This window comes from Novosphingobium sp. LASN5T (assembly GCF_003856955.1).
In the GTDB taxonomy this organism is placed as follows: Bacteria; Pseudomonadota; Alphaproteobacteria; order Sphingomonadales; family Sphingomonadaceae; genus Novosphingobium.
This window is the reverse complement of sequence record NZ_RQSI01000013.1, coordinates 99,734-120,743: the sequence shown is the minus strand read 5'-3', so window position 1 is coordinate 120,743 and position 21,010 is coordinate 99,734. Positions and strand designations below refer to the sequence as shown.

Annotated in this window: 14 protein-coding genes and 1 pseudogene; 8 read left to right on the top strand and 7 right to left on the bottom strand. The window is 59.0% G+C overall.

Annotation, left to right across the window (positions count from 1 at the left end):
• The first annotated feature begins 31 nt into the window (after positions 1 to 31).
• A complete protein-coding gene (locus EH199_RS11025) occupies positions 32 to 868 on the top strand; it encodes a hypothetical protein (protein ID WP_124809293.1) in 837 nt (278 codons plus the stop codon).
• Positions 869 to 929: 61 nt separating this feature from the next.
• On the opposite strand, the pseudogene EH199_RS11020 reads toward EH199_RS11025, so the two are convergent.
• The 6 genes and pseudogenes from EH199_RS11020 to EH199_RS10995 form a co-directional block, all read right to left on the bottom strand.
• A pseudogene (locus EH199_RS11020) lies at positions 930 to 2,241 on the bottom strand (IS701 family transposase).
• Between the two features lie 46 nt (positions 2,242 to 2,287).
• The gene (locus EH199_RS11015) at positions 2,288 to 3,166 is read right to left on the bottom strand and encodes a helix-turn-helix domain-containing protein (RefSeq protein WP_081663831.1); all 879 of its coding nucleotides are present in this window, start codon (positions 3,164 to 3,166) and stop codon (positions 2,288 to 2,290) included.
• Positions 3,167 to 3,227: 61 nt separating this feature from the next.
• The gene (locus tag EH199_RS11010) at positions 3,228 to 4,436 is read right to left on the bottom strand and encodes a CaiB/BaiF CoA-transferase family protein (RefSeq protein WP_051170537.1); all 1,209 of its coding nucleotides are present in this window, start codon (positions 4,434 to 4,436) and stop codon (positions 3,228 to 3,230) included.
• Positions 4,433 to 5,587: an iron-containing alcohol dehydrogenase gene (locus EH199_RS11005; RefSeq protein WP_029995528.1), complete on the bottom strand. Its 1,155-nt coding sequence runs from the start codon at positions 5,585 to 5,587 to the stop codon at positions 4,433 to 4,435. The genes EH199_RS11010 and EH199_RS11005 overlap by 4 nt, the downstream gene beginning before the upstream one ends.
• A gap of 29 nt (positions 5,588 to 5,616) precedes the next feature.
• The gene (locus EH199_RS11000; RefSeq protein WP_029995529.1) at positions 5,617 to 6,777 is read right to left on the bottom strand and encodes an acyl-CoA dehydrogenase family protein; all 1,161 of its coding nucleotides are present in this window, start codon (positions 6,775 to 6,777) and stop codon (positions 5,617 to 5,619) included.
• A gap of 20 nt (positions 6,778 to 6,797) precedes the next feature.
• Complete coding sequence (locus EH199_RS10995) at positions 6,798 to 7,589, bottom strand: IclR family transcriptional regulator (RefSeq protein ID WP_029995530.1); 792 nt, start codon at positions 7,587 to 7,589, stop codon at positions 6,798 to 6,800.
• A gap of 161 nt (positions 7,590 to 7,750) precedes the next feature.
• On the opposite strand from EH199_RS10995, the gene EH199_RS10990 reads away from it, so the two are divergent.
• From EH199_RS10990 to EH199_RS10970, 5 genes are all read left to right on the top strand, one after another.
• Positions 7,751 to 9,205 carry an NAD-dependent succinate-semialdehyde dehydrogenase gene (locus tag EH199_RS10990; protein WP_029995531.1) on the top strand — a complete coding sequence of 485 codons (1,455 nt, stop codon included), beginning with the start codon at positions 7,751 to 7,753 and terminating at the stop codon, positions 9,203 to 9,205.
• The gene (locus tag EH199_RS10985) at positions 9,202 to 11,271 is read left to right on the top strand and encodes an FAD-dependent oxidoreductase (RefSeq protein ID WP_223806615.1); all 2,070 of its coding nucleotides are present in this window, start codon (positions 9,202 to 9,204) and stop codon (positions 11,269 to 11,271) included. The genes EH199_RS10990 and EH199_RS10985 overlap by 4 nt, the downstream gene beginning before the upstream one ends.
• 22 nt (positions 11,272 to 11,293) lie before the next feature.
• Positions 11,294 to 12,499 (top strand): 3-oxoadipyl-CoA thiolase, encoded by a 1,206-nt coding sequence (gene pcaF, locus EH199_RS10980; protein ID WP_029995533.1) that lies wholly within the window; start codon positions 11,294 to 11,296, stop codon positions 12,497 to 12,499.
• A gap of 168 nt (positions 12,500 to 12,667) precedes the next feature.
• Positions 12,668 to 13,570 (top strand): alpha/beta hydrolase, encoded by a 903-nt coding sequence (locus EH199_RS10975; RefSeq protein WP_029995534.1) that lies wholly within the window; start codon positions 12,668 to 12,670, stop codon positions 13,568 to 13,570.
• Between the two features lie 61 nt (positions 13,571 to 13,631).
• Complete coding sequence (locus EH199_RS10970; RefSeq protein ID WP_029995535.1) at positions 13,632 to 15,275, top strand: NAD(P)/FAD-dependent oxidoreductase; 1,644 nt, start codon at positions 13,632 to 13,634, stop codon at positions 15,273 to 15,275.
• 330 nt (positions 15,276 to 15,605) lie between these two features.
• On the opposite strand, the gene EH199_RS10965 is transcribed toward EH199_RS10970, so the two are convergent.
• Entirely contained in the window at positions 15,606 to 16,976 is a 1,371-nt protein-coding gene (locus EH199_RS10965) for an IS1380 family transposase (RefSeq protein WP_124809292.1), read from the bottom strand.
• 429 nt (positions 16,977 to 17,405) lie between these two features.
• Between EH199_RS10965 and EH199_RS10960 the strand changes: the two genes are divergently transcribed.
• Positions 17,406 to 19,967: a TonB-dependent receptor gene (locus tag EH199_RS10960; protein WP_124809291.1), complete on the top strand. Its 2,562-nt coding sequence runs from the start codon at positions 17,406 to 17,408 to the stop codon at positions 19,965 to 19,967.
• A 272-nt stretch (positions 19,968 to 20,239) separates the two neighbouring features.
• A complete protein-coding gene (locus tag EH199_RS10955; protein ID WP_124809290.1) occupies positions 20,240 to 20,992 on the top strand; it encodes an electron transfer flavoprotein subunit beta/FixA family protein in 753 nt (250 codons plus the stop codon).
• The last annotated feature ends 18 nt before the right edge of the window (positions 20,993 to 21,010 follow it).

The following is a 21,010-nucleotide window of genomic DNA, read 5'->3' as shown; positions in this document are numbered from 1 at the left end:
TCAACTGGGCGCCCGGTTAAACGGGATTCTCTTGAGGATCGATGCAGGCGAGCAGGTGGCCACGCTACAGCGGCAGTTTCTCGCCACGACCGGCCTGCATGCACTCGTCACCTTGACGGACGGTAAGGCAACCCTGGGAGAGTTTCAGGCCGCGGCCGAGCAGGAGCAAGCCGCGCGCATTGAAGAGGCTTCGGTCAAGGCCGTGAAGGATGCGGCAGAATTGGCGGAACGCGCTGATGCCAGAGCCGCTGCGGTCAAGGCAACCTTCGCCGCCATGGCTAATGACCCCGCCCTCCGTCGAAATCGAGAGGCCAAGGAACTGCGGCAACGCTTCGGCGTGGGATATATCGAAAGCGAAGATTATCGGCGCGTGATGGCGCTACTCAGGCAGGTCGCCACCGGGCAACGCCTCACTGTCGAGGACCTCGCATGGCTCAAGACCGAGGCCGATTACTGCTGGACCGACGAACTGCAGAGAGCCTGGCATGCGTTGGAAGCCGAAGCCCTGACCAAAGCATGGGAAAGCAGCGGTGATCCCTGGAATGCCGTGAATGCGAGCGGGCATTGGCGTAAGGCTGGTGAACCGGAGCGAGCTTTGCGTCTGACCGACGCGGCCTTGGCAAAGGTCGGATCAAATCCCAAACTTAGGTCGGCCTTGGCGACAACGCGTGGCGGAGCAATGCGTGACCTGCGCCGCCTCGACGAGGCGAAGGCACTGGCAAGCGAAGCGCATCAACTGACCTCAAGCGACTATAGACCATGCACTTTGTTGGGCGCTGTCCACATCGAGCTTGGGGACCTCCCTGCGGGGCACGAATGGTATGCAAAGGCCGAGACCCTAGCACTACTTTGGCAGAAGTTTGGTTGACCTTGCGTTCAAGAGGCATCCGCAGCGAGGACATTGGGGCGGTGGAGAGCGTGACAGGTGGTCAAGAATGGCTTGGCGCACTGCTGGCAGTGTGGGTTGCGGCGGCGGGCCAAGGACTCTTTTTTTTCCGTCCCGCCTGAGCGATCCGGCGGCTTTGGAGGTAGGCATAGGCCATCATGGTCATTAAAGCGTGGCGGTGGAGTCCGGTCCAGGACCGGCCCTCGAAGTGATCCAGGCCGAGCTCTTCCTTGAGTTGCTGATGAGCTTGCTCGCATATCCAGCGCGCTTTGATTGCGCCGGCCAGGTCCTTGACCGGGGTGCCGGCGGGCAGGTTCGAGAGATAGCATTTGCGTTCGCCGTTCGAGCGATGCTCGCCCACCAGCCAGGCTTCCTCCCCCGGCATGTGCTGGGCTCCGGCGGAGCCGATCCGCTGGGGAGCTCCGTCGGCGATGCGCACACGCACGGCGGCAAAGCGTGCGGCTAGGCGTCCCTTCGTTCCCTTGCGCCAACTAACCTGACGCCACTTCGCGGCTTCGAGCATGGTGTGTGCGGCCCGGGATTTGACGTCCGGCACGTGCCGCACCCGGGGCCGCCCGCGACCAGCGACCGGAAAGATCAGTTGCACGTCGGCCGGGTAGATCTTCTGGTGCCGGGGGGATGCCGACGGCCCAGCACAGGCCGCGCTCGCTCAGTGCCTGCCGGAACGGAGCGGACAACCCATAACCGGCATCGGCCAGCACGCAGCCGAAGCGCACCCCGGCCGCGATAACGCGATCGATCTCCTCGATCGCGATCTCTGGCTTCGTGCGATATTCCTGCAAGGAAGCAGGCACGCCGGCCTTGTCCATCCGCCCAACATCGCTCGTCCAGCTTTCCGGTAGGAACAAACGCAAGCTCAGCATGAGTGGAACTTCGCCGGAGGCCAACGTCACTGACACCAGCGTCTGGCAGTTCGCGTTCTTGCCCAGCGCCGTGGCGTATTGGGGTGCGACACCCACTGACGCCTTGCCCTTCTTCGGCAGGGCGGTGTCGTCGATGATCAGCCAAGCGTCGTCACCGCCAACCAGTTCGTCCGCCTGGCTCCACAAGGTCGCTTCCAGCGGGGCGCTGTCCCACAGGCCGGCACCGATGAAATGATGCAGCCGGTCATAAGCGACCGCGTCCGACCGGGCCGCCATGGGCTGAATGCTCTTGCGATCACCCGGCCCAATCAGGCCGGCGATATAGGCCGGACACATCCGACGTCCTGTCTTGTTCCCCAGCCCCTCCAAATACGGGCCAAGCCACCGCTCCAAGCCACCGCTCCAAGTCTGCCTGCCAGTTCTCGCCCATCGCCAGCCTCCGTCAAAGCTGGCTCTCCATGAATCACGCATTCGACGTCAGGGGAATCCCCAAAATCACATTTCTGCCAAAGTAGTGCTAGGCAGATCGGCGATATTCCGCTGGTGTAATGCCTAACACCTTTCTGAATGTTCTGTTCATATGGCTTTGATCGGAGAAACCGCAATCAGCCGCAATCGCTTTCAAAGGCAGATCCCGTTTGAGAAGCAATGCCTTTGCTTTCTTAATTTTTCGTTGAATTACGAATGCATGTGGTGTCACGCCGAATTCGAGCTTGAACCTTCGGGAAAAATGAAACGGGCTTAATCCCGCGATCGATGCCAAATCCTCGAGATGAATTCGATCGCCTAGCGATTCCTCGATGTACTCTGAAACCACCTTCCGCAAATTTGATCCTAAAGTACCAATATGAGTTTCCTTTATTGCAATATCAGCATAGTTTCTGATCAGGTGGACTGCAAGTTGCGTTCGTAATGCATCAATGAAGAGGCACTCGCCTACTCCAAAACCACTGTATTCCTGTTCAAGCATATTTAGACAGAATTGGATCATATTATCCGTCGTACAAACACGGTCTGCAATATCGATGCTCGCGAGGTCCCGGTCAAATATTTGGGCAGCGGTTTCGCTGATCGCACTATGGCCAAGATAGATATGCCTGACGTTGATCGCATCGTCCCATTGCCACGTCGATTGTTCACCCCGTGTGAGCAGGGAAATGGAGCCCGGCCGAAGTTTCTCGGTTTGCCAAGGGCCATTGCAACGACGGCGCATGCTGGTATCGGCGTCTTGATAGACCACGATCATATAATCCCGCATCGGCGGAATCTCGACTTCGAGGCCAGCGTAACGATAACCCATTAATGTTAATCCGCGCCAGCCTTGTGCAGTGCTGTCGATCGTTTTGCGTCCAGGAATCCATTTCGTGATATCTTCTGGCGGAATTAGATCATTCATGGCTCACCCCCCAACCCAGAGCGCATGGTGATTGGAAAAATCTCAGTCGAGATCGGCCATTTCAAACCTGGCCAGTTTCGTTCTCTCCTGCACCAAACACTATGGCTTGCTCTTCCATCTGTGCAATTTGAGCTTCGCTGTACCCAGATTCAAGCAGAATGCACCGGCTGTCCTGCCCGAAGCTTGGCGGTGCACTGCGGATAGACCCGGGCGTCCGGCCGAACAGTGCCGGAATTCCCGTGCCGCTGTAATTGCCCATCTTCACCACCATGTTTCGGTGAATGGTATGGGGATGCGCCAGCGCCTCGCTCACGTTGCGCACAACGCCTGTCGGCACGCCGGCATTCAGCAGCATATGTTCGAGAGTTTCGGCCTCAAGCTCGGCAAGGCATTGCGTCAGCAACTCGCCAAGTTCCCTGCGATGCGCGATTCTTGCGGCATTATCGACGAAGCGGGCGTCCACGGCAATATCCGGGCGTTTCAAAACTGCACAAAGTTTGGCGAACTGGCCATTGTTGCCAACGGCAAGATAGATCTTTCCGGTGCGCGTCTCAAACATGTCATAAGGCACGATGTTCGGATGTCCGTTGCCCGTTGCTACCGGAATTTTGCCTGACATCAGGGCGTTGGCGGCCTGAGGATGCAGCATGCTGATCGCACAGTCGTAGAGCGGAACCTCGATTTTCTGGCCAAGCCCCGATCTGCCGCGCTCGATCAATGCGGCAAGGATTGCATTGCAGGCAATAAGGCCGGTCCCGATATCAACCACCGGAGTGCCCATACGGACCGGCCCGTTTCCGGGGTCGCCGTTGATGCTCATCAATCCGGTCATTGCTTGGACCACCGCGTCATAACCCGGATGTCCGCCCAGGGGACCGTCAGCGCCGAAGCCCGTCACATGACAAAGGACAAGCTTCGGGAACAGCGCTTGAAGCACTTGATCGTAGCCCAGCCCCCATTTTTCCAAAGTCCCGCTCTTGAAGTTGTGGACCAGCACATCCGCGCTCTCCAGCAGCTTGAGCACGACCGTGCGTCCTTCGGGCTTGCCAACGTCGATGCCGATCGATCGCTTGTTGCGATTTGCGCCCGAAAAATAGGCGCTGAGACCATCCTTGAATGGAGGGCCCCATCCTCGCGTCTCGTCTCCTTGAGGTGGTTCGATCTTGATGATGTCGGCGCCGTAGTCGGCGAGAACTTGCGTGCAGTATGGTCCGCCGAGAACACGGCTGAGGTCAACGACACGGATTCCTGTGAGGGGACCCGAGGTCATAGCACGTTTTCGTATAGTGACACGACATCATCATAAGACATGTCGCAAGGATTGTTGGCTATCAGGCGAGTAAGTCCCGTGGTGACTTCGCGCGCCATCGCCGGAACGGCATCGGCAGAAATGCCCAGCTGCGATAGCCGCGTTTCCAGACCGCTCGCTGCGAACATTTCCTCCATTGCCGAAATGAGACTATTGGCAGCCTCCGCGTTGCTTGCAAAGGTCCGATTCGGCAAGAATACCTTGGCAAGATGCGCGTATTCAGCTTCTGCGACTACCAGATTGAAGCGCATCACTGGTGCAGCAACCAGAGCATTGCCATGTCCATGCGGCACGTGAAAATGGCTTCCCAGCGGGTACGATAGTGCATGGATCGAACCCACGCTGGCGTTGATGAATGCCATGCCTGCAAGGGTTGCGCCCAGCAACATTGCTTCGCGTGCGGCTAGATCCGATGGGGTGTCGAGGACGCGCGGCAAGTTTTGCCCCAGGAGCGAAAGGGCCTTGTCTGCCAGACCGTCGGAAATCAAATTCTTGCGAGTCCTGCTCGTCGAAGCCTCGATGGCGTGGACCATGGCATCGAGTGCGGTCGCTGCCGTGATCTTGCGAGGCATGCCGAGTGTAAGCGCTGCGTCCAGCAGCGCAATGTCTGGAAGCAGTTGCGGCGCGTAAACAGCCAGCTTTTCCTGTTTGGCACTGGTCAAGACGGAAACCGACGTCACTTCCGAGCCAGTGCCGGCGGTTGTGGGAATCTGGATGAGTGGAAGCCTTTGGCCGATTGCTTTGCCGACACCAATCATGCCGTCGATAGTCTGGCCGCTCGCCGCTGCCAGCGCGACCACCTTGGCCGTATCGAGGGAGCTTCCTCCACCTAGGCCGATAATTGCGTCGGCTCCGAACGATTTGGCGAATCCAACAGCTTCCGAGACGATTGCCATGGGCGGATCTGCTGCTACGCGGTCAAAAATCTCGACCGCGATGCCTGCCGCACCGAGGCTGGACATGGCCTGTTCGGAAAATCCACAAGCCACAATGCCAGGATCGGTGACGAGCAGGACTCGGCTGCCTCCCAGCTCGCAGACGAGGTCACCGACTTGGGACAGCGATCCCGCTTTGCAAATAATGCGCGGACAAGACAGGAAGTTGAGGTCCATAAGTTTCTCCGGTGAGGAAGTTGCTCCGATCAGAAGGCGGCTTCCTTGATCATGTTTCGGGCGATTATCAGTTGTTGAATTTGGGTGGTGCCTTCGTAGATACGGAACAGGCGCACATCGCGGTAGAACCGCTCCACCGGGTATTCAGACATATAGCCCGCGCCGCCATGAATCTGGACTGCGCGATCCGCGACCCGGCCGACCATCTCGCTGGCGAACATCTTGCAGCACGCCGCGTCGGTTGACACGTCCTGGCCCGCGTCGCGCCGACGAGCGGTTTCCTCGATCATGCATCGTGCGGCAAAAGCCTCGGCCTTGCTGTCAGCCAGCATGGCCTGAATAAGCTGCTTTTCGGCTAGGGGTTCACCGAACTGCTTACGCTCCAGGGCGTAAGCGAGGCTTTCCTTGATCAGCCGCTCGGCGGCCCCGACGCATATAGCTGATATGTGTAAGCGGCCGCGATCAAGGACCTTCATCGCTGTCCGAAACCCTTTGTTTTCGAATTCAGGCCCGCCGATGATCGACGATTCATGCACACGCACATCCTGGAAGATCACATCGCAGGTCTGCGATCCCTTCTGTCCCATCTTGCGATCGCGTGCACCGAACGAGATACCAGGGGTAGTCCCGTCCACGAGGAAGGCGGTGACCCCGGAGGAACCTTTGGTTCCCGGCTTGGTACGGGCGAACACCGTAAATAACCCTGCCAGCGGAGCGTTGGTAATATAGCGCTTGGTGCCATTTATCACAAAGTGCTCGCTGTCCCGCTTCGCGGATGTGGAAAGTGAGCCAGCGTCGGAGCCAGCATCGGGCTCTGTCAGGGCAAAGGATGAAATCAATTCGCCCGTGGCTAGGCGAGGCAGGTAGTGCTCCCTTTGCTCAGGCGTGCCGTCAATGATGATACCCTGCGATCCAATGCCGTTGTTCGTGCCGAACAGAGATCGGAATGCGGGAGATGCTTGACCAAGAATAAATGCCGCCTTTACCTCTTCGGACATGGTCAGGCCGAGGCCACCAAACGCCTCGGGTATCGACATGCCGAAAAGACCCATGTTCCGGATTTCCTCGGCAAGAGCCTGGGGAATTGCATCATTCTCGGCCACCTCGGTTTCGCACGGAATGAGCCGCTCGCGAACAAAGCGATCCAGCGTGTCCAGGAACTGTGAAAGAGTTTCGTTGTCCATTGACATGAAATGGGCTTCCTAAAGGCTCAGGGCGAAATGGCGCTGACGTTGCGGACAAGTTCAATCAGCCGGGCAGCAATGTCGGTTTCGATCCAGTCGCGAGTCAGATGAGATGCCGCCCCGCCGCAATTGAAGGCCAGAACGGGCGCACCGTTTGCAGGGATGAAGGGCACGGCAACGGAGTTCACATCCGCCTTCCATTCGCCGATCGAGAGGCAGTATCCGTGTTTGGCGTAGGTCTCGAGAGCATCATTTATCCCTCTCTCGATTGCCGGCCATGCCTGACCCTCGTGGTGGCGGATGTCCTCGATAATTTCAGATCTGCGCTCTTCGGATATCCCCGCCAGAAAGGCGCGGCCCACGGCCGTGGTCGCCAGTTTGATATGGGCTCCCACGTCGATCGCGAGCGTGATCGGGTTCGAGCCGCGGCAACGCTCCAAGTATATCATCGTCAGGCGATCCCTGCCTGCCAGCGCAACAGGCATGCCCGAATAGTCTGCAAGTTCCTGCATGTACGGCTTGGCCAGATCTATGACCGGCAATCCGGCAAGGCATGAGAATCCCAGCGAAAGTACCGGCGGGGCGAGGCGGTATCGGGCTGTTTCCGGGTCGAAGCTGAGGTAGCCAAGGCGGTGCAGCGTATAAGTCAATCTCGATATGGTCGATTTGCTCAAGCCGGTCCGAGCGGCAAAATCGCCGTTGCCCAGCGCCTCACCCTCCCTGCGGAAAGCGCGCAAGACCTCGAGTCCACGCGCCAGGGCAACCACGAAATCGCGGTCCGTACCTTCCTGTTTTGAAAGCTCCTTGCGCGGTCGCACCGCAATACTCCTCTCACCCCGGCCGTTGCCGACTTGAAATGTCTCTACACTGGTAGTAAGAGGTTTGTCAATATTGCGGAATATATTTCCGCAGAGCGGAATAAAATCGGGTTTGTCCAGTTCCGCGTGGTTGCCAAAACTCGACGGTGAAGAGGATTGTTATGACTCAACATGACTATGCAGACATCGCACTGTTCATCGCAGGCACGTGGATCGGCCCGGAAGAGCGCGAAACCCAGCCCGTCATCAACCCGGCGACCGCCCAGCAGATCGGGCTTATCGCGAAAGCGACGCCCGATGATCTCGAGGCTTCGGTGAGATCGGCCCGCGTGGCATTCGAAGGGTGGCGGCAGCTTTCGCCGCTTGATCGCAGCGCCATACTGCGCAGGTTTGCCAATCTGCTTCGTGAGAACGAACAGGCAATTGCAGCCGCCATTACCCTCGACGAGGGAAAGCCATTGGCCGAAGCGATTGTTGAAGTGCGTTCTTCGGCCGATCATATCGATTGGCACGCCGAAGAAGGGCGTCGCATCTACGGTCGCATAATCCCATCGCGATCCCCTGCTGTACAGCAGCAGGTTCTGCGGGAACCGGTGGGCGTCTGCCTGGCAATCACGCCATGGAACTTCCCTTTGAGCCAGGCAGTGCGAAAGGTTGCCGCAGCATTGGCCTGCGGTTGCACAATGATCCTGAAAGGCCCTGCGGAAGCCCCGTCTGCGTGTATGGCCATCGCCCGCTATCTGCAGGAAGCGGGATTGCCTGATGGATGCCTCAATCTCGTCTGGGGCAATGCCGCAATGATTTCAGAAACATTGGTGGCCCATCCCGATGTTCGCAAGATCACCTTCACCGGATCGGTCGAAGTCGGCAAGAGCCTTGCCGAACTCGCTGGTCGTCACATGAAGCGCGCCACGATGGAACTTGGCGGTCATGCGCCTGTCCTGATTTTCGATGATGCAGACGCCGAGGCGACCGCAAGGGTGCTGGCCGGCAACAAGCTGCGCAACGCAGGACAGGTCTGCATATCGCCGACCAGGTTCTTTGTGCAGGCGAGCGTTCACAAACGCTTTGTCGCAGCTCTGGTTGATGCCTTTGCGACGGTCAAAGTGGGTGACGGCCTTGAGCCCGATATCCAGATGGGGCCAGTGTGTCACGCCCGGCGGATTGCCGAAATGGAACGCCTGGTCGACGACGCGCGCGCCGGTGGAGCCGCCATCCTTGCCGGCGGCACACGACAGGGGAATGCGGGCTATTTCTTCGCACCGACTATCGTCGATACTGCGGACGATCGTATCGCGCTGATGCGGGATGAACCTTTTGGCCCCATCGCCGTGGTTTCGCGCTTTGACGACATGAGCGATGCCATCGATCGGGCAAACGCATTGCCGTTCGGCCTGGCGTCCTATGTCTTCACCAACTCGCTTGAACGCGCGGACCGCGCTGCGGCATGCCTGCAGGCCGGCATGGTCAGCATCAATCATTTTGGACTGGCCTTGCCCGAAACCCCGTTCGGAGGGGTCCGTGACAGTGGATATGGCACCGAAGGCGGCAGCGAGACTTTCGATGGCTACCTCAACACGAAATTCGTTTCGCGTTTCGCAGGAGTTTGTGCGTGAGCGATGGGCAACTGGTGCGGATCGAGTGGCGAAATCGTGTTGCGCTTCTGACCATCGACAATCCTCCGCTCAACCTCCTGAAGGCTGCGGTACGTGCCGCCCTGCTTGCGGCGATACGCACGGCCGCCGCCAGCGATCCCGAGCGAATTGTCATAACCGGGGCAGGCAAGGCGTTCGTGGCCGGGGCCGATGCCCGGGAATTTGGCGATGCTCCGATAGAGCCGCATTTGAACGACGTGCTGCGGGAGATCGCGCAACTCTCCGTGCCGACCATCGCTGCGATCAATGGGAGCGCGCTTGGCGGAGGCCTCGAGATTGCGCTGGCCTGCCGGTGCAGGGTTGCCGCACCTTCGGCCCGGCTGGGCCTGCCCGAAGTGACGCTCGGGGTAGTGCCGGGCGCTGGTGGAACGCAGCGTCTGCCCCGTATTGTGGGCATCCCCCACGCGCTCGACATGATTGTGCACGGAAGGCTGCTGTCGGCACGGGAGGCGCATGATATCGGACTTGTCGATAGTGTTGCATCCGATCCCGTCGCCGCCGCTCTCGGCATGGACCGGAATCAACTCGATACCATGCTGGTCGCCGACCGGCGTCCCGCGCCAGCGGCACATCCAGATGCGGTGTCGGCCATTGCCAGGGATGCTGCCCGCCGCGCCCGAGGGCAGAAGGCCCCCGAGCGCGCGCTGGAACTGGTGGCCGGGAGTACCGACTGGGACCTTGATGTCGGGATGAATCGCGAGCGGGAGGCCTTCCTCGAACTTCGCGGATCCGATCAGGCCAAGGCATTGCGCCACATCTTCTTCGCCGAGCGCGCCGCTTCAACCCGGTCATGTTACCCAAGACCAGACCGTCCGATCGAACGGGCGATTGTCGTAGGCGGGGGGAATATGGGCGCGAGCATAGCCTACGCCCTTGCCCGAGCCTCAATCACGGTGACCTTGGTCGAGATGGATGCCCAGCGGGCAGCAGATGCCCGGCGGCGATTCTCGGGGCTGGTCGAACAAGGCACAAAGAAGGGGGTCCTGACCGAGAAAGAGGCTAACAGTATCAGCAGTTTGACGAACGTGGTGGTGGGGCTCGAAAATCTCGGGGCGGCTGACATCGCCATCGAAGCCGTGTTCGAGAATTTCGCTGTCAAAAAGGCTATCTTTGCAGCCCTTGGTGACAATCTGCCGCCTTCGACAATTCTCGCAACGAATACCTCGTACCTGGATGTCGATCTTCTGGCGGAAAGTGTTCCCGAGCCCGCGCGCTTCCTGGGATTGCACTTCTTCAGTCCTGCGCACGTGATGAAACTGCTCGAGATCGTGCGTGGTGGCAGAACGGCTCCGGAAACTCTTGGCGTGGGCATCGCGCTCGCCAGGATGCTAGGCAAAGTGCCGGTCGTGGCCGGTGTGTGCGATGGCTTCATCGGAAACCGGATACTGACCCGATATCGCCAAACGGCGGACATCCTTCTTGCCGAGGGCGCAACACCGTCGAGCATCGATGCGGCAATGCGGGGATTCGGCATGGCCATGGGCCCCTATGAAGCCCAGGACATGTCGGGTCTCGATATTGCATATGCCAATCGCCAGCGACAACGCCTGGACGGCCGCGCCGACGCAAGAATGCTTCCCATACTCGAGTGCCTGGTCGAAGAGCATGGTAGACTTGGCCGTAAATCGATGGCTGGCTGGTATGATTACGATGACGCGGGTCGGCTCCGGCCGTCCGCCTTGGTCGAAGACCTCATCGTGGCGATCTCGGCGAAAGAAGGCTTTGCCCGTCGGACTTTGAGTGAGGCGCAGATTGTCGATCGAATTATCACGTCCATGATCGTCGAAGCCTGCCTTATTCTTGAAGAAGGAATCGCCGCCTCGACACAGGACATCGATCTGGTCTTGGTTCATGGCTACGGATTCCCTCGCTGGCGAGGGGGACTGATGTATCACGCGGACACATTGACTCCGGCTTGCGTGGTTGCAAGGATCACCGAGTTTTCGTCCGCCGACCCTCTGGGCTGGAGAGTCCCTTCACTGATCACGAACCTGGTTCGCGACGCCAGGTCGTTCGCGGATGCCTGAACTTGAAGATAGGTCTGAAGACATGGCTGATGTGTTCATCTGCGATTTCATCCGCACGCCGATCGGCCGCCACGGCGGGGCCCTTGCCAGGGTACGCGCCGACGATCTGGCCGCTGTTCCGATCAGATCCCTGATCGAGCGAAATCGGTCGATCGACCTGGTCGAGATCGATGAGGTCCTGCTTGGCTGCGCAAATCAGGCAGGCGAGGACAACCGAAACGTGGCCCGCATGGCTGCCCTGCTCGCGGGCCTACCCGAGGAAGTTCCCGGCCTGACCCTGAATCGCCTTTGCGCCTCAGGTCTTGAGGCGGTTATCACTGGTGCCCGGTCGATACGGTGCGGTGAACTCCAGCTTGTGATCGCTGGCGGCGTGGAGAGCATGAGTCGAGCCCCGTTTGTTCAGCTAAAAGCCGAAACCGCGTTCTCACGCGCTGTCGCCATGGAGGATACGACCATTGGATGGCGATTCGTCAATCCGGCGATGCAGACGAGCTATGGCGTCGACTCGATGCCCGAGACCGCCGAAAACGTCGCGATGGAGTATTCGATCGGGCGGACCGATCAGGATGCCTTTGCCCTGCGGTCGCAGGCCAAGGCTGCCAGAGCAGGCAGCAACGGACGATTGGCGCGGGAAATCGTGGCGGTCAGCGCCCCAGTGAAGCGGGGGCAAGCCGCGATAATTGACGCTGACGAGCATCCGAAACCGAACACGACCATAGATGACCTCGCTCGACTACGACCAATCGTGCGTACCGACGGGACCGTCACGGCAGGAAACGCATCCGGGGTGAACGATGGTGCCGCAGCATTGCTGCTGGCGTCGAAGGAAGCTGTTCGTCGATATGGGCTGACACCCCTTGCCCGAGTGGTGACCGCTGCGGCAGCTGGGGTTCCTCCCCGGATCATGGGTATCGGTCCGGTTCCGGCGATCAGAAAGATACTCGCTCGGCAATCGCTGACGATGGGCGACATCGGCGTGATCGAACTGAACGAAGCCTTTGCCAGCCAGGCGCTGGCCTGCACGCGGTCGTTGGGTCTGGATGATGAAGATCATCGCGTAAATCCCAACGGCGGAGCGATCGCGCTCGGTCATCCGCTGGGCATGTCCGGGGCACGGATTACGGGCAGCGCAGCGATTGAACTTGCTCAAGGGACCGGGCGCTACGCCATTGTGTCTATGTGCGTGGGCGTCGGACAAGGAAGCGCGCTGCTGCTGGAGCGGGTCTAGGAGACCTGCCTCTGGGTGGCCGCAAAAAACGACAACGGAACGCGCAGTAAAATTCAAGACCTGAAGCCAAGCACGACATAGCTTCTCCACTGGATCAGCTCTCGGCCGCCCGAAGTTTCGGACAACGATCGATTGGGGCGTTCAAAAAAAGATGGATGGAGAGGCCAAATGGCGGACAATCGGGAAGCAGATTTCCTGCGCGAATTGTACGAGGATTGGAGCAGCCGGATGGCCGCCAATCCCGCAATGTCGATTGCCGATTTGCGCAGTATGTTCGACGAGTGGGGCAAACCAGCACGTGAACCCGAGGGCGTAAGCTACAAATCAGATGAAGTCGGCGGAGTCCCGGGAATATGGGCATTTCCGCAAGACGCCGATTCCGCGCGCGTCATTCTCTACACCCACGGCGGAGGTTTCGCCGTGGGATCGGCAGATAGTCATCGCAAGCTCGCAGGGCATCTTGCCAGCGCTCTGGGCGTAACTGCGTTCATTCCCGATTACCGGCGGTCCCCCGAATTTCCGTTCCCTGCCCAGATCGAAGACGGGATCGCCGCATATCTCGGTTTGATCGAAAGAGGTTTCCACCCTGGATTCATAACGACTGCGGGGGACAGTGCGGGCGGCAATCTCGCCATTGCCATTGCGTTTCGGCTCCGTGAGCTGGGCCGGCAACTTCCGGGCAGCATCATAGCTTTTTCTCCCTGGCTGGACATGGCGCTGCGTGGCGCGACACTCGAAGCCAACGCGGCGACGGACGCTCTTGTCGGGCGCCAGATACTCGAGGGCATGATCTCGATGTTTCTTGGCGGCACTGCGGACCCGCTGGATCCGCTGGCCAATCCACTCGAGAATGACTTTCAGGGCTTCCCGCCGCTTTATATCAATGCCGGTGGAGCCGAGGCATTGCTGAGCGATGCCGAGTCGTTGAGCGAAAAAGCTCGCAACGCAGGCGTTTCCGTCACCCTCTCGGTCGTCCCCGGAATGCAGCATGTCTTTCCGGCCCTTGCCGGGCGCGCGCATGAGGCGGACGACGAATTGCTCAGGATCTCAGCGTGGTATCGCGCACTTTGACCGCCGGAAAAACGCATCTTGCAACAATGGTTTGCGCGGAAATCCCGCGCTGGAGGTAAATATGATCAGAAATGTGACCGCGACAAAGACCCCTGGCGCGGACTTTGACGCAATTGTGATCGGCGGAGGCTTCGGAGGGCTCTATGCGGTCCACAAGCTGCGTAATGACCAGGGTCTCCACGTAAAGGCCTATGACAATGCGAGCGATGTCGGAGGGACCTGGTACTGGAATCGTTACCCGGGAGCGCTCTCGGATACCGAGAGCTTCTGCTATCGCTTCTCATTCGACAAGGAACTCCTTGATCAAGGCAGCTGGCAGACCCGCTATCTCACTCAGCCCGAGATTTTGGAATATCTCAACAATGTCGCTGACCGCTTCGACTTGCGCAGCAGCTATCAGTTCAACACCAAGATAGTATCGACCCGTTTCGACGAAGCGACTGGGCTATGGCATGTAGTAACGGACAAGGGTGAGACGGCATCGGCCAAGTATCTCATTACCGGCCTGGGACTTCTTTCGGCGATCAACAAGCCGACGTTCTGTGGCATCGACGACTATGCCGGTGACATTTACCATACAGGCGCGTGGCCTGAAGGGGTCGATCTCAGCGGAAAGCGTGTCGGCATAATCGGGACGGGCTCAACCGGAATTCAGGTGATCATTGCCCTGGCGCCCCAGGTAAAGCACCTGACCGTATTCCAACGATCTGCCCAATACGTCGTTCCGATCGGAAACTGGCCCGAAGACACTGAGACGATCGATACCTACAAGGCCAACTATGACGAAATCTGGAAGCAGATAAAGAGTTCGAATGTCGCCTTCGGTTTTGTCGAGAGCACCGTTGCGGGAATCGACGTCCCCGAGGCCGAGCGGGAGTGCGTATTCGAGGAAGCGTGGCAGCGCGGTGGTGGATTCCGCTTCATGTTCGAGACCTTCAACGATGTCGCGATCAGCGATGAGGTTAACACCTCGGCGGCAAACTTCATCAAGCGGAAAATTGCCAAGATCGTGAAGGATCCAGAAATCGCCCGGAAACTGACGCCCGGCGATATCTATGCCAAGCGCCCGCTGTGCGCGACGGATTATTACGGTGTTTACAACCGGAAAAACGTATCGCTGGCAGACGTCAAGGACGATCCGATCGCAGAATTCACGACAAGAGGCATCCGCTTGGCCAGTGGGATCGAACACGAACTTGACGCGGTGATTTTCGCTACAGGTTTCGATGCGGTCGATGGAAACTATACGAAGATCGATATTCGGGGACGCGGTGGCGTCACCATCCGGGACAAGTGGGCCGATGGCCCTCTGGGTTACCTCGGGATGATGGAAGCCGACTTTCCGAACATGTTCATGATCCTGGGCCCCAACGGTCCATTCACAAACCTTCCTCCCAGTCTCGAAAGCCAGGTGGAATGGATTTCCGACACGATTGCAACCATGGAAGCTGACGGCCGCTCCACTATCGAGCCGACGCAGGAAGCCGAAGATGCCTGGGTGGAAACCTGCCGGACAATTGCCAACATGACACTGTTCCCTAAGGCGGAATCGTGGATTTTCGGGGCGAACATTCCTGGCAAGAAAAACGCAGTGATGTTTTATCTCGGTGGTCTCGGCAATTACCGTTCAGAACTTCAATCGGTACGGAATTCGGGCTACGAATCGATGATATTCGATCGTCAGACTGCAACCACCGCGCTTTGATGACCATCGAAATTCGTTCGCGTCTGAACGACCGGACTGTTGCATTCCCCATCCCCCGCAAGGCCGTGACAGGTTCGGTCGTGCGGGGGACACGCTGCTTGTGGCCCGTCGATCGAGGGGTTGTCAGCAATCAAGGCTCGATTTCGCGGCATCGCCTCTAGCCCGGCTTATTCATGAGCCCGCTGCACTGGGGTGTTTAGGGTTTGGTGGGTCGGTTGCCGCGTGATCTGGGCGAGCGCCGGCGCCGGCGTTTTTCCCCGCAGCAGGAGCGATGGGCTTTTCGAGGTTGATGGACGAGGGCTCGGGCTTTCATCGGCACTGCCGCACTGGCTATGTCGGTGCTGGCCGGAGAATGGTGGCGATGGCTTTGAACACGCCGGCGTCCGGGCAGGCTGACGCGAAGGCGAGATGGATACGCGAGGAGGTTTCGATGACGCGGGCAGCGACCTTGAGCAGCCGCAGGCGTAGCGTTGCGAACTCGGCTGTGGCGAGCGCGGCTGTCTTGGGGATTTCCTGTTGGATGCGCCACATCAGCCAGTAGACAGCGGTGTGGAGGATGAGGCGCATCTGGTTGGCGTTGGCGGATCGGCACGAGGTGCGATCGCTAGCGAGTTGAGCCTTGTGGCGCTTGATCAGCCTTTCGGTCTGGCCGCGCGCGCAGTAGAGCGTGTCATAGATATGCTCGGCTGAGCCTTCGGTCAGTGAGGTGACGACATAGCGGATGTCCATGCCCAGCGTGCTGGCCTCGATCCGGGCGACGACGCGGCGCTGGCACTTCCAACTCTTCGCGCCGTAGTGCGTTTCGGCATAGTTGCGCAGGACCGGATACTGGGCCGTGGCCCGCTTGACCGCGCAGGCATCGACGATGGCAACGATGACCGTATCAGCACGCAGCGCGGCATTGGTCGGCAAGCCGAACACGTAATCGACGCGGTGGGCCTCGCAGAAGGCCTTGACTTCGGGGCGGCCATAATGCCCGTCGCCGCAGAAGGTGATGTGCGTTTCCGGCCAGTACCGGCGGATATGACGCACCAGGCGCCGGATGTGGCCGGCAACTTCGGCGCCCGACGGCGTCTTGCCGGTGCGCAGCAGAATCGCGACCGGACGACCGGTCGCGGTGTCGTACACATGGATCGGCAGGAAGCAGCGCTCACCGTGATGCCCGTTCCAGAAGGACAACTGCTGATAGCCGTGCACGACATCGCAGGTATCATCGAGGTCCAGCGTCACCGCCGCCGGTGGAGCCGGATAGCTGGCGCAGTAGACGCCGATCATCTCAGCCATCATCCTGGCCAGCTCACGTGTGGTCGGAGCATTCTCCCAGCGGCTCATCGTCGGTTGGCTGGCAAGCCCCGCGCCCGATCCCGGCAACTTGCCCAGCGCCAGGCGGAAGCCCGGATCGTCGCGCAGGGCGTCGAGATCATCGGCATCTTCATAGCCGCACGCGATCGCGAACACCCGGGCACGTAGGATGTCATCGAGGCGATGGATCACCCGCGTCGGGTCACGCGGGTCGGCGATGCAACTCGCAAGCCGCCGGCAGAGCCCCATCGCGCGCTCGGCCTGCGCAAGCAGCAGAACGCCGCCGTCCGAGGTTAGTCGGCCACCATCAAACGCGGCTGTGATCTTCTTCCCGCCGACCGCTGGGAATCGGAATGAGGTTGAGATAACGTCTTTCATGGCGGGTGTGGCCTGTGGCATTTTCTGCCCTGCAGCAGGGTCGGCGTAGACACCCAGTTCCTAATTCAGATCAGAGGCTTATGCCACTCCCGCCAACCCTTCAGGCCCCCGCCGGTGAATAAGACGGGCTAGCCACCCATCGGGCGCAACCGGAAGGGTGTCCCCCCATTGGGCTTGTTCCCCGTCGGATCGTGGCCCCTTCCGGCTCGACAAGAAGCGTGCCTTCTGCGCCGGCAGCCTTGATGCTTCTTGAGCGGAATGCAGGGTGATTGGGGCAAGCCTTCTTGGTGCACCCTCGCAGGATTGTTCAATCCTTGTTCGCAAGGATCTCCAAGACTCATGCGCCTCTTCGGCTTTACCCCCAACGGGAAACCAAGTCTGCATCTGGACACCTATGCGCAACTGTAACGGCGCGCACAGCCGAGCTTGGTAAGCAAGGGAGAGGGCAAAATGAATTTGAAAACAATATCGCGTCTCATGTGTGGCTGTACGTGGGCCTTGGCGCTGATCCCTGGGAATGTGAGCGCACAGGCTGTTGCGAGCAGTAATGATGCCCAGGCTGAACAGACTTCATCCGGAAGCGAAGTCGAGGAAATCATTGTTACCGCACGGCAGCAGAACGAATCCTTGAAGAATGTCCCGGCGTCGGTGGCCGTGCTGTCCGCAGACACGATCGAAAACACCAAGGCACGCGTCGCGGTCGATTTCGTGAACCTGACATCGGGTGTCACCATTCAAACCGCGACGACCGATCCATCCGACGTGTCGATCAACATCAGAGGCCTGAACAGCCCCCGCGATGCGGAGAACAACATTGCCTTGGTGGTCGATGGCGTGCTCAAGACGAGTATCGCCTCGACCAACGAGCCCCAGGGTGCGCTTGCACAGGTGGAAATCCTCAAGGGTCCGCAAGGCGCGATCTACGGGCGCAATGCGTCGGCCGGTGCAATCGTGATCACCACCAAAAAGCCTACGCCGGAATTGTCCGGGCAGATCAAGGGGCGTGTCGCGAACGACAATACGTACCTCATGTCCGGACTGTTGAGCGGCCCCATCACCGACAGTGTCGGGTTCGTACTTAACGGTGAGTGGACCAAGTCGGACGGCTATTATCGCAACACGTTTGTCGGATCGGATTTGCATCAGAGCGTCTATGGTTATCGCGGCAATCCGGCATCGGTAGACAGCTACAACAAGCTGAACCTCTTCGGGCGAATCCTGCTGGCACCTTCGGACGATACCGAAATCGACCTGAAGGCCAACTATGGCAGGAGCCACGGCGGCGCACTGAGCTTCAATGCGGTTTTCCAGATTCCTACGCTCGCCCAGGCGTTCAACGATCCGATATTCAACGCAAAGGTCAGCGATCACAAGTTCATCTTTACCGATGACACCGAGGCCAAGCACTGGCAGCGGACTTATGGCGCATCGATGAGGCTGCGACAGAATTTCGACTTCGGTTCGCTGATCGGTGTTGTCGCATATAACAACAACAAGAACGAATACATTGCCGGTGGGACCAGCGGCGCGTTCGGCTTCTTCAACAATGAACCGACCTGCCTCCGCAGCCGTGCGGCCACCGCAGGGGTTGTCAACCAGGCACCGTTCACGAAATACAATGCGGCATTCGGCTTTGCGATGCCCTATTCGCCTTCCACTTGCGACGGCATCCAGGGCAATCGCCGTACGCAGACAGACGTAATTTCCGAAATCCGGCTCATGGGTGGGGAAGGCTCTTCCTTCAACTGGCAGCTGGGTGGAAGCTACATCTTCATCGACAGGCGGGTTTGTGTGAACCTGACGCTTGACACGGGACTTGGCGGGACGCGTCAGTGCTTTACGATGGACCCCCGCTTCCCGACCGAAAACCTGACAGATGACAACTATCGGACCAATGTTTATGCCGCATTTGCGGCCGGAGACTGGGACGCTACCGACAAGCTGCGCCTCGGTGTCGCGCTACGCTATGATATCGAAGCGCGTGACCGTATCAACAATGTTCCGGTAAATGCTCGCACGCGCTGGGTTGGCAATCCGCGTACCGGGTATCCGATTGGAACCGCGACGACTCCCTCGAACTATTTCCTCAACCCCGGCCTTGATCCGGCATACAACCCATCTGGGGTGATCGCGCCGATTTCTTCAACCTTCAAGCAACTCCAGCCGAAGATAACGATCACCTACAAGCCGAACAATGATCTCACGATCTTCGGGAACTGGGGCATCGGCTTCAAGGCTGGCGGCTTCAATCCGGCAGGCACCGAGGCGATCATCAACGGCTACTTCAATCCACCACCGCCCGTGGGCATCAGCGCGGGAATCTCGGTTCCGGACCTGATCAAGAAGGAAACCAACAGCGCGTTTGAGATTGGGGTGAAGGGACGTCCGTTCAACGGCCTCAACTTCGAGGTGGCAAGCTTCCTGACCAACGTCAAGAATATGCAGTTCTTTGAATTCTTCGTGGGTGATTTCGGCTTGCTGCGCAGCACCTCGAACATCGACAAGGTGAAAATCTACGGAATAGAAGGATCGATTGACTACAGGATCTCCCCAATTTTCAAGATGTTTGTCAACGGGAATTATACAAAGAGCGAAATCAAGAAGAATTCCGGCCGCCCTTATACGGTAGGAAACAAATCTCCTGCGACGCCTGACTTTTCGATCAACGGGGGCGTTCAGATGAACGCCCCCGTCACGGATCTTGTCAATCTTGTCGGCCGTGTCGACTTCAGGGTTGTCGGTCCGACGCCATTTCACACGGTTCAGCGAAATACCACACCCACGATCTTCGGCTTACCGGCTACTTACGACAATTCCACACGCGATACTTTCGCGACGGTCAACGCAAGGCTGGGCGTCGATGTCGGCAGTTTTTCGATTTCGGCATTTTCTACCAACCTTTTCAACAAGCACTACGTTGAAGACGTTGTGATCGCGCCGGAATTCGGGGGCGACTTTATCGCAGGCGGCGCGCTGCGCCGGTTCGGCGTGGATCTCTCCTATAAGTTCTGAGGCGTGGTTCAGGCATTTTTTCGTAAGTAAAGTTCCACCCTTACCGAGGTAGCTACGGCGTCTTCATCAACCTACGGCTTCTTTGAACTGCGATTTTCTGAACCAGATAATTGCCAGTATCATTTGCCAACAATGTCGATGCCGATAGCTCCTCGGTCTTTTTATTACTATTGAGGAAATTCATCGGCGAACTTGGGTTCCGCTGTCTCCCATTCCTTTGAACGAACCCATCCGTGGTCGATAGACATCCTTGCCGTCGGAGATGTTTGCCCATGCAAGCCCTGGTCTGCGTGAAGCGCGTGATCGACTACAACGTGAAGCCTCGGGTGAAGGCGGATGGCACGGGGGTTGATCTTGCGAACGTGAAGATGAGCATGAACCCGTTTGACGAGATCGCGGTCGAGGAAGCGATACGCCTGAAGGAGAAGGGCGTGGTGACCGAGATCGTGGCGGTGTCGGTGGGCGTTGCGAAATCGCAGGAGACGCTGCGCACGGCGCTGGCGATGGGCGCGGACCGGGCGATCCTGGTGCAGGTCGATGACGGCGTCGAGGTCGAGCCGCTGGCGGTGGCCAAGATCATCAAGGGGATTGCCGACGAGGAAGCCCCCGGCCTGATCATCACGGGCAAGCAGGCGATCGACGATGACAGCAACCAGGTCGGCCAGATGGTCGCCGCGCTGCTCGGCCGCCCGCAGGGGACCTTCGCCAACGAGGTCTCGGTCGAGGGCGATGCCGTGGTGGTCAAGCGCGAGATCGACGGCGGTCTGCAGACGGTGAAGCTGGCTCTGCCCGCCGTGGTCACCACCGACCTGCGTTTGAACGAGCCGCGCTATGCCTCGCTGCCCAACATCATGAAGGCCAAGTCCAAGCCGCTCGCGAACAAGACGCCTGCCGACTACGGCGTCGACATCGCACCGCGCCTCAGGACGCTCAAGGTCACCGAACCGCCGGTGCGCAGCGCCGGGATCAAGGTGCCCGACGTCGATGCGCTGGTTGCCAAGCTCAAGGAATTGGGCGTAGCCTGAACACTCACCACCTCCTTT

Bases quoted from the DNA above. Each gene is read 5' to 3' on its own strand.
- EH199_RS11015 (WP_081663831.1), bottom strand. From the start codon at position 3,166: ATGAATGATCTAATTCCGCCAGAAGATATCACGAAATGGATTCCTGGA.
- EH199_RS11010 (WP_051170537.1), bottom strand. From the start codon at position 4,436: ATGACCTCGGGTCCCCTCACAGGAATCCGTGTCGTTGACCTCAGCCGT.
- EH199_RS11005 (WP_029995528.1), bottom strand. From the start codon at position 5,587: ATGGACCTCAACTTCCTGTCTTGTCCGCGCATTATTTGCAAAGCGGGA.
- EH199_RS11000 (WP_029995529.1), bottom strand. From the start codon at position 6,777: ATGTCAATGGACAACGAAACTCTTTCACAGTTCCTGGACACGCTGGAT.
- EH199_RS10990 (WP_029995531.1), top strand. From the start codon at position 7,751: ATGACTCAACATGACTATGCAGACATCGCACTGTTCATCGCAGGCACG.
- pcaF (WP_029995533.1), top strand. From the start codon at position 11,294: ATGGCTGATGTGTTCATCTGCGATTTCATCCGCACGCCGATCGGCCGC.
- EH199_RS10975 (WP_029995534.1), top strand. From the start codon at position 12,668: ATGGCGGACAATCGGGAAGCAGATTTCCTGCGCGAATTGTACGAGGAT.
- EH199_RS10970 (WP_029995535.1), top strand. From the start codon at position 13,632: ATGATCAGAAATGTGACCGCGACAAAGACCCCTGGCGCGGACTTTGAC.
- EH199_RS10965 (WP_124809292.1), bottom strand. From the start codon at position 16,976: ATGCCACAGGCCACACCCGCCATGAAAGACGTTATCTCAACCTCATTC.
- EH199_RS10960 (WP_124809291.1), top strand. From the start codon at position 17,406: ATGAATTTGAAAACAATATCGCGTCTCATGTGTGGCTGTACGTGGGCC.
- EH199_RS10955 (WP_124809290.1), top strand. From the start codon at position 20,240: ATGCAAGCCCTGGTCTGCGTGAAGCGCGTGATCGACTACAACGTGAAG.